Origin of the sequence: Rhodococcus sp. 66b (assembly GCF_002076325.1) — a bacterium.
Classification (GTDB): domain Bacteria; phylum Actinomycetota; class Actinomycetes; order Mycobacteriales; family Mycobacteriaceae; genus Rhodococcus_F; species Rhodococcus_F erythropolis.
Window position 1 is genome coordinate 152,595 of the sequence record NZ_MUZB01000015.1, and the last position, 7,819, is coordinate 160,413.

The window sequence follows — 7,819 nt, forward strand, 5'->3', positions numbered from 1 at the left end:
TCGTACGCGGTCAGGGAGCAGAATTTGCTCCCTGACCGCGTACGCGTATTCGTCGTCAGTAGGCTTGTTGCGCGCGGGAAAAATGAGACTGACGTCACATGGTGAGTAACTTGGGAGTGAAATGGTGGGATTGAATTCCAAGTCTGTGCTGGGCCCGATTCGTCGGGTGGTTGCGACAGCACAAAACGGCCTCGAGGTCGTCCGGTTGGGTGGGCTGGAAACGGATGCGACCACGTCGCCGTTCGAGATCGTCGAGCGCGCTGCGATGTACCGGCTTCGCCGCTACTTCCCGGACAGCGATCCGGAAACCGTCGGTGCACCGATCGTGCTGATCCCGCCGATGATGATGTCGGCGAACGTGTACGACGTGACTCGCGACCAGGGTGCTGTGGGAATTCTGCACGAGATGGGCCTGGACCCCTGGGTAGTCGATTTTGGTTCGCCCGACTCCGAAGAGGGCGGTTGGGATCGCAATCTCGCCGATCACATCATCGCTCTCAGCGACATCATCGACCACATCCACCGTCACACCGGTAAAGATGTTCACATCTCCGGCTATTCGCAGGGCGGCATGTTTGCCTATCAAGCTGCCGCGTATCGGCGTAGTCGAAACATCGCCAGCGTCATCACCTTCGGCAGTCCGGTTGACACACTCGCCGCGTTGCCCTTCGGTATCCCGGCCGGATTGGCCACCAAGGGTGCGGATTTCCTCGCCGATCACGTCTTCAATCGCCTGGCGGTCACCGGGTGGATGGCTCGCACCGGGTTCCAGTTGCTCGATCCCGTGAAGACGTTGAAGATGCGCGTCGACTTCCTGCTTCAACTGCACGACCGTGAGGCTTTGCTGCCGAGGGAGCAGCAGCGACGCTTCCTCGCGACCGAGGGTTGGGTCGCGTGGTCCGGGCCCGCGGTTGCCGAACTGCTCAAGCAGTTCATCGTGCACAACCGAATGATGACCGGTGGTTTTGTCATCAAGGATCAATTGGTCTCGCTCGCCGAGATCACCTGCCCCATCCTGGCATTCGTCGGCGAGGTCGACGACATCGGTCAACCTCAGGCGGTTCGCGGGATCAGCCAGGCAGCGCCGCGGGCCAAGGTCTACGAATCTACCTTGCGCGCAGGTCATTTCGGATTGGTTGTCGGTTCCACCGCAGCCAATCACACCTGGCCGACCACCGGTGAATTCGTGCAGTGGACCGAGACGGGTGGACCCCTCCCGGACCGTATCGCGAACATGGTCTACGGCGCCGACCTCGAAGACCAGACCGGTGTGTCGATCAGCAATCGGATCATCCACACCGTCGCCTCGGTCGCTGAAGTAGGTGCAGGAGTCACCAAAGGAATCAGTGACCTTGCAGCCGGTGCGTTGCGCGGGACTTTCGAATTGTCCGGTGAAGCGGCACGCGCGTTGCCACGTCTTGCGCGACTCAACCAAATTCAGCCACACACCAAGATCTCGCTGAGTCAATTGCTCGCGGAGCAGCGTCGAAAAGCACCGAACGGCGAGTGCTTCCTCTTCGACAATCGTGTGCACACCTATGAAGCGGTCAACGCCCGCATCGACAATGTCGTGCGTGGATTGATTTCCGTGGGAGTGCGTCCGGCAGCGCACGTCGGTGTCCTGATGGAGACCCGCCCCAGCGCGCTCGCGGCCATCGCGGCCCTGTCGCGCCTCGGTGCCGTTGCCGTCATGCTTCCGCCGGGGTCCGACATCTCGGCGGCGGTCAAGTTGGGATCGGTTGATCGGATCATCACCGATCCGGAGAACGTCGACGCTGCAGTGGTTACCGGTAGGCCGGTCTTGGTACTCGGCGGCGGCGATGCCCGCGGACTCGAGGTGGATCCGTCACACGACGTGATCGATCTCGAACAAATCGATCCGACGAAGGTCAATCTGCCCGGTTGGTACCGGCCGGATCCCGGCGTCGCCCGTGAACTCGCATTCATCATCTTTGCGGAATCGGGCGGTGTGCTCGAAGCCAAGCAGATCACCAACTACCGGTGGGCACTGTCTGCCTTCGGAACGGCCACGGCGGCAGATCTCGATCGCGGTGACACCGTGTACTGCCTTGCACCACTCCATCATTCGTCGAGTCTGCTCGCGACCATCGGTGGCGCCATGGCCGGTGGCTCACGGATTGCGCTCTCACGCGGACTGAATCCGGCTCGATTTGTCGAGGAAATCCACCGCTACGGTGTGACCGTCGTGAGTTACACGTGGTCGATGATGCGCGAGATCCTCGACGAGGATCTTCTTCTCATCGACGGTAGCCATCCGGTCCGACTGTTCATCGGTTCGGGAATGCCTCACGGGCTGTGGAAGCGGACCACGGAGGCGTTCGACCCCGCGCAGGTGCTCGAGTTCTATGCGTCGACCGAAGGTGACGTGATTCTTGCCAATGTCGCGGGCTCCAAAGTTGGTTCCAAGGGCCGCCCGTTGCCGGGTAGCGCGCAGGTGCGGTTGGCGGCATACGACCCGCTGAGTGGTCGGCTCCTCGAAAATGGAAACGGATTTGTCCGTGAGTGCGCCGAAGACGAAGTCGGGTTGCTACTCGGGCGCGCGGGATTCACTGCCGATCTCTCGGGCGGAGCCATGCGGGGACTCTTCCAAGCGGGTGATTCGTGGATTCCCACGGAGAATCTCTTCCGCCGGGACGCCGACGGCGACTACTGGCTGATCGATCACAAGAACACGGTCATTTCGACGCTCCGCGGTCCCGTGTTCACCCAGCCGATCGTCGACGCGTTGTCGAGTGTGGCGCGGGTGGATCTTGCCGTCGCATACGGCGTCGGTGACGCGCCGCATCAGCTGGCGGTCGCTGCCGTGACATGGCGTCCGGGGCGGCAGTTCCGTTCCGCCGAGCTTGCGGAGGCTCTCTCGCGCATCGCTTTTGATGCGCGCCCGGATATCGTGCACGTGGTAGACGAGATCCCGGTGGGTTCGTCGTACCGTCCGAGCTCCACTGCGTTAGCTGCCGCCGGATTGCCGGCGCCAGGACCACGGACCTGGTTCCTCGATTCCGAGACGCAGTCGTACAAGCGGCTGACCAAGGCAATTGCCGCGCAGTTGATGCCGACGAGGGTGGGCACCGGAGCACGGTAGCCTGAGGACATTCTGTTTGATCGGTTCGAGAGGACTCACGTGGCTATTGATTCGACGTTGCTCAGCATTTTGGCCTGCCCCCAGGACAAAGGCCCGCTGTTGCTGGTCGGGGACGAGTTGCTCTACAACCCGCGCCTGCGGCGTGCATACCCGATCGAGAACGGCATTCCAGTTCTGTTGATCGACGAGGCACGCGATGTGGCGGACGACGAGCACGAGAAGTTGCTCGCGCGGGCTGAAGGCTAGATCGGTAATTCACCGGTCAGGTACCGCTGGAGGTTCGGAGCCACCAGCGGTACCAAAGCGTCAACGCTCAATGATGCGAGTGGTTCGAGTCCGAGCACATATCGCGTGACCAGCAGTCCGGCCATCTGAGATGCCACCAATTCCGCTCTGATCAAGCCGGTACCAGGTGGTGTGTCCACCCGCGGAATGATGTCGCGCAATACGACATCGAGCAGAAAGCTCTGGATCAGCTGCGATCCGTCGCCGGAAACCGCCGATCGAAAAGCCGCCAGAATCGCCGGCTGGTGTTCCGATTCCCACAGCCCGATCACTGCTCTGAGTAGATTTTCGCCGAGATTTTCGGTCGGAGAGGCGTGAACCGGTCCCAATACCTGGACTGGATCGATCGGTAGCGCGATCGCAGCGGTGAACAACTGCTCCTTGCTTCCGAAATGATGATGAATCATGGCCGGATCGACGTCAGCGGCCGCAGCTATCGATCGAACGGTTGTTCGTCGAAAACCGTTCTGGGAGAACGCCCGTCGCGCCGAATCGAGGATCTGCGCGCGAGTCTCCGACTTGCCCGGTCGTCGCCCCGAACGAATCGGTGCCGGTGCGGGCGCCGTGTCGTTGTCGGTCATGGAGTGCGGCGATCGAGTGTTGCCGCGGCCAGCGAGAGTGCTGCGGCGGCGAAGCCCGCCATGACGGCGAGATCACGCCACATCTGACCCGTCGCGTCGGCATGCATCGACACTTGCTGAAGTGCGTCGACGGCGTAGCTCAAGGGGAGGACGTTGCTGATCCATTCGAGCCAGGTCGGCAATTGATCGCGGGGCACCAGGAGTCCACAGAGGAACAGTTGGGGGACCACAACTACCGGCATGAACTGCACCGCTTGGAACTCGGTCTTCGCGAATGCGCTGGCCAACAGGCCGAGCGCAACGCCGAGTATTGCGCCGAGAACTGCAATGACGATGACCCAGGCAAGACTGCCGGCGATGGTGAGTCCGAGAAATCCGAAAGCAACCGCGCACGCGAGAGCTGCCTGAGCGGCGGCCGAGAGCGAAAATGCCGCGCCGTATCCCGCCAGAAGATCGAGTTTGCCCATCGGTGTGGTGAGCAGGCGTTCGAGTGTTCCTGAACTGCGTTCGCGCTGCATGGCGATGGACGTGACCAGGAACATGACTACAAACGGCAAGATTCCCAGCATGGTGATCGCCACCCGTTGGAACAGTGAAACCTGGCCGGGCGGCGTGGGTACGTCTTGGTAGAGGAAATACAGCAAAATCATCAACAACGACGGGACCAACAAGATCATGGCCACCGTGCGATGGTCCTGGCGGAGCTGAAGCAGAATGCGTACGGTCGTAGCACCGAAGATCCTGATGCTCATGATATTTCGCCTCCGACGGGTGAAGTCCGAATCAGCTCGAGGAAGGCGTCCTCGAGGCGTTCACATCTGGTTTTGGCGCGCAATTCATCGGGTGTGAGTTGAGCGAGGAGATGCCCGTCTCGCATCAGGATCAGTTCAGCGCAGTGGTTGGCCTCATCCATGACGTGGCTGGAGACCAACAGGGTGGTTCCGCTGCGAGCAAGGTCGGCAAATCGTTCCCACAATTCGACACGAAGCACCGGATCGAGACCGACGGTCGGTTCGTCGAGGATCAACACATCAGGTGATGCCACCAACGCGCATGCCAGCGAGACTCGACCGCGTTGACCTCCGGACAGATCGGCGGCGGTCCGGTCGGCGTATCGGCTCAATCCGACGGCGTCGACCGCTGCTGCGACGTCTGCGCCGGACTTGCCGTACAGAGCTCCGAAGTACTGGACGTTTCGAGTGACCGTCAGGTCGCCGTACACGCTGGGGGATTGGGTGACGTATCCGACCCGGCGGCGAAGGGCAACGGACCCCGCGAGGTCGCCCAGGACTCTGACCTCACCACTTTCGACGATCTGGGTTCCGACTATCGCGCGCATCAGGGTTGTCTTGCCGCAGCCGGACGGGCCGAGCAGTCCGGTGATCGATCCTGCCGAAACCTGCAGGTCGAGTGAGTGAAGAACTTCGTGCTTGCCGCGAATGACTCGTAGTCCGCGGATGTCTATTGCCGGCGTGGTGGTCACGGTTCGCCTCATTTCAATAATTCATCACTTGTTGAATTATGCGACTCGGCCGACCGATGAGTCAACGGCGTGGGCACAATCGAAGGGTGAGTATCGAGACCTTGGAAAATGTGAAGAACCCGTTGGAAGCGGGCCTGACAATTCTCGGCTCGACCTTGATCGTCGACGACATCTCGCTGAGGATTGTCGAGGTCGAGGCGTACGGAGGGGAGAAGGACGGGCCCTGGCCAGATCCGGCAGCACATTCGTATCGGGGGCAAACGCCGCGGAACAGCGTGATGTTCGGGCGGGCGGGCCGTCTCTACGTCTACCGCAGCTACGGAATGCACTTTTGTATGAACATCTCGTACGGCCCGGATGGTGTCGCGGGTGGTGTTCTGCTCCGAGCGGCCGAAATCGAGGCCGGTCACGATGTGGTGTCTGCTCGGAGATCGCCGGATCGACCATCTCACCAATGGGCCAGAGGGCCAGGTAATCTCGGCGCTTCCGTTGCAATCACGTTGGCGGACAACGGAACAGACGTGTTCAACCCAGCCTCGCGGGTTCGGCTCGAATTGGGGGAGTCGAAGGAATGGGTCAGTGGACCGCGGGTGGGGGTCAGTACTGCGGCCGAGGTCCCGTGGCGCCTCTGGATTCCGGACTCGCGAGCGGTGTCCGCGTACCGCCGAAGCCCGCGAGCGCCGGTCATTTCGTGAAGATGGGATGATCGAGTCCGTGACTGAGAATATTCTCGACGAACTGACCTGGCGTGGGCTGATCGCCCAATCAACTGATCTCGACGCTTTGCGTAAAGATCTCGAGGCCGGACCGGTCACGTTGTATGCGGGCTTCGACCCGACCGGACCGAGCCTGCACGCAGGTCACCTGGTTCCGCTCCTCGCGCTCAAGCGGTTTCAGCGTGCCGGTAACCGTCCGATCGTTCTTGCCGGCGGTGCAACAGGCCTGATCGGTGATCCCCGTGACGTCGGGGAACGGACGATGAACTCCGCCGATACTGTCGCGGACTGGGCAGGTCGCATCCGTGGTCAGCTCGAACGATTCGTGGATTTCGACGATTCACCGACGAGTGCGGTCATCGAGAACAACATGAACTGGACCGGCAAGATGTCGGCCATCGACTTCCTGCGTGATGTCGGCAAACACTTCTCCGTGAACGTCATGCTTGCGCGTGACACCGTGAAGCGTCGTCTCGAGTCGGACGGGATGTCGTACACCGAGTTCAGCTACATGCTGCTCCAAGCCAACGACTACCTGCACTTGCGACGCGATCTCGGCTGCACTCTGCAGGTCGGTGGGTCCGATCAGTGGGGCAACATCATCGCGGGCGTCGAACTCAACCGTCGTGTCGACGGCGAGAGTGTTCACGCAATGACCGTTCCGCTGGTGACCTCGGCTGATGGGAAGAAGTTCGGAAAGTCGACCGGTGGCGGCAGTCTGTGGCTCGACCCCGAGATGACCAGCCCGTACGCGTGGTACCAGTACTTCGTGAACACCGGCGACGCCGACGTGATCAAGTACCTGCGCTGGTTCACGTTCCTGACCGCAGACGAACTCGCGGAACTCGAGACGGCAACGGCGGAGCGTCCGCATGCGCGCGAAGCGCAGAAGCGATTGGCTGCGGAGATGACGACCTTGGTTCACGGAGAACACAACACTCGCGCCGTCGAGCTCGCCAGCCAGGCGTTGTTCGGCAAGGCGGAATTGGCGGAACTCGACGAGTCGACGCTCGCCGCGGCGCTGAAGGAAGCATCTGTCAGCGAATTGGCGCCGGGGGAGCCGCGCACGATCATCGATCTGCTTGTGACGAGCGGTTTGTGTGAGAGCAAGGGAGCTGCTCGACGCGCAGTGAAGGAAGGCGGCGCTTCGGTGAACAACCAGAAGGTGTCGGCCGACGACTGGGAGCCCGCCGCATCCGATCTGCTTCACGGCAGCTGGTTGGTCGTCCGGCGTGGAAAGCGCAATTTCGCCGGCGTGAAAATACTTTCGAACTGACGTGTGTGGGGTCACAGTTGTCTCGCGGGGCTCCTGTGGCCGTTGGTGGCCCGCCTGCGGGCGGGCTACCAGCGGATTTAACCTGGCGAACACCTGCGACCTGCACGTTTGACGCTCAGTTTTCATTCGCGTAACTTTGTCCAAGTCAGAGCGACACGGACACCAACCCCGACCGAGAGGCCGGGGACACGCGGTTGGACGAAGTCGGAGACATTCACGCTCAACGGGAACTTGCTTCCTGGGAGCGAACAAGCTAAGATTGTAACCCTTGCCCCGGAGCTTTCAACCAGTTTGAAGCGATGGTGTGTGCGTGTTCTTTGAGAACTCAACAGTGTGTCGATGAATGTCAGTGCCAAATTTTTTTGGTACTTCACA

The 7,819-nt window shown here is 61.2% G+C and carries 7 protein-coding genes; 4 read left to right on the forward strand and 3 right to left on the reverse strand.

The genetic code is table 11. The features are described 5' to 3' along the window. Positions 1 to 121: 121 nt before the first annotated feature. Together B0E55_RS25500 and B0E55_RS25505 are read left to right on the forward strand one after the other, a co-directional pair. Positions 122 to 3,103: an acyl-CoA synthetase gene (locus B0E55_RS25500; protein WP_019748602.1), complete on the forward strand. Its 2,982-nt coding sequence runs from the start codon at positions 122 to 124 to the stop codon at positions 3,101 to 3,103. Positions 3,104 to 3,142: 39 nt separating this feature from the next. After that, positions 3,143 to 3,349 (forward strand): Trm112 family protein, encoded by a 207-nt coding sequence (locus B0E55_RS25505; protein ID WP_003944045.1) that lies wholly within the window; start codon positions 3,143 to 3,145, stop codon positions 3,347 to 3,349. Here the strand turns inward: B0E55_RS25505 and B0E55_RS25510 are convergent. The 3 genes from B0E55_RS25510 to B0E55_RS25520 are packed head-to-tail and all read right to left on the reverse strand — an operon-like array spanning position 3,346 to position 5,452. Further along, complete coding sequence (locus tag B0E55_RS25510; RefSeq protein WP_047888968.1) at positions 3,346 to 3,969, reverse strand: TetR/AcrR family transcriptional regulator; 624 nt, start codon at positions 3,967 to 3,969, stop codon at positions 3,346 to 3,348. The genes B0E55_RS25505 and B0E55_RS25510 overlap by 4 nt on opposite strands. Further along, a complete protein-coding gene (locus B0E55_RS25515; RefSeq protein ID WP_003944033.1) occupies positions 3,966 to 4,721 on the reverse strand; it encodes an ABC transporter permease in 756 nt (251 codons plus the stop codon). Before B0E55_RS25515 ends, B0E55_RS25510 begins: the two co-directional genes overlap by 4 nt. Continuing rightward, complete coding sequence (locus B0E55_RS25520; RefSeq protein WP_080910707.1) at positions 4,718 to 5,452, reverse strand: ABC transporter ATP-binding protein; 735 nt, start codon at positions 5,450 to 5,452, stop codon at positions 4,718 to 4,720. Before B0E55_RS25520 ends, B0E55_RS25515 begins: the two co-directional genes overlap by 4 nt. A gap of 86 nt (positions 5,453 to 5,538) precedes the next feature. Between B0E55_RS25520 and B0E55_RS25525 the strand changes: the two genes are divergently transcribed. Together B0E55_RS25525 and tyrS are read left to right on the forward strand one after the other, a co-directional pair. Then, positions 5,539 to 6,147: a DNA-3-methyladenine glycosylase gene (locus B0E55_RS25525; protein ID WP_020969717.1), complete on the forward strand. Its 609-nt coding sequence runs from the start codon at positions 5,539 to 5,541 to the stop codon at positions 6,145 to 6,147. A gap of 19 nt (positions 6,148 to 6,166) precedes the next feature. Then, entirely contained in the window at positions 6,167 to 7,444 is a 1,278-nt protein-coding gene (tyrS, locus tag B0E55_RS25530; protein ID WP_020907871.1) for a tyrosine--tRNA ligase, read from the forward strand. Positions 7,445 to 7,819: the final 375 nt, after the last annotated feature.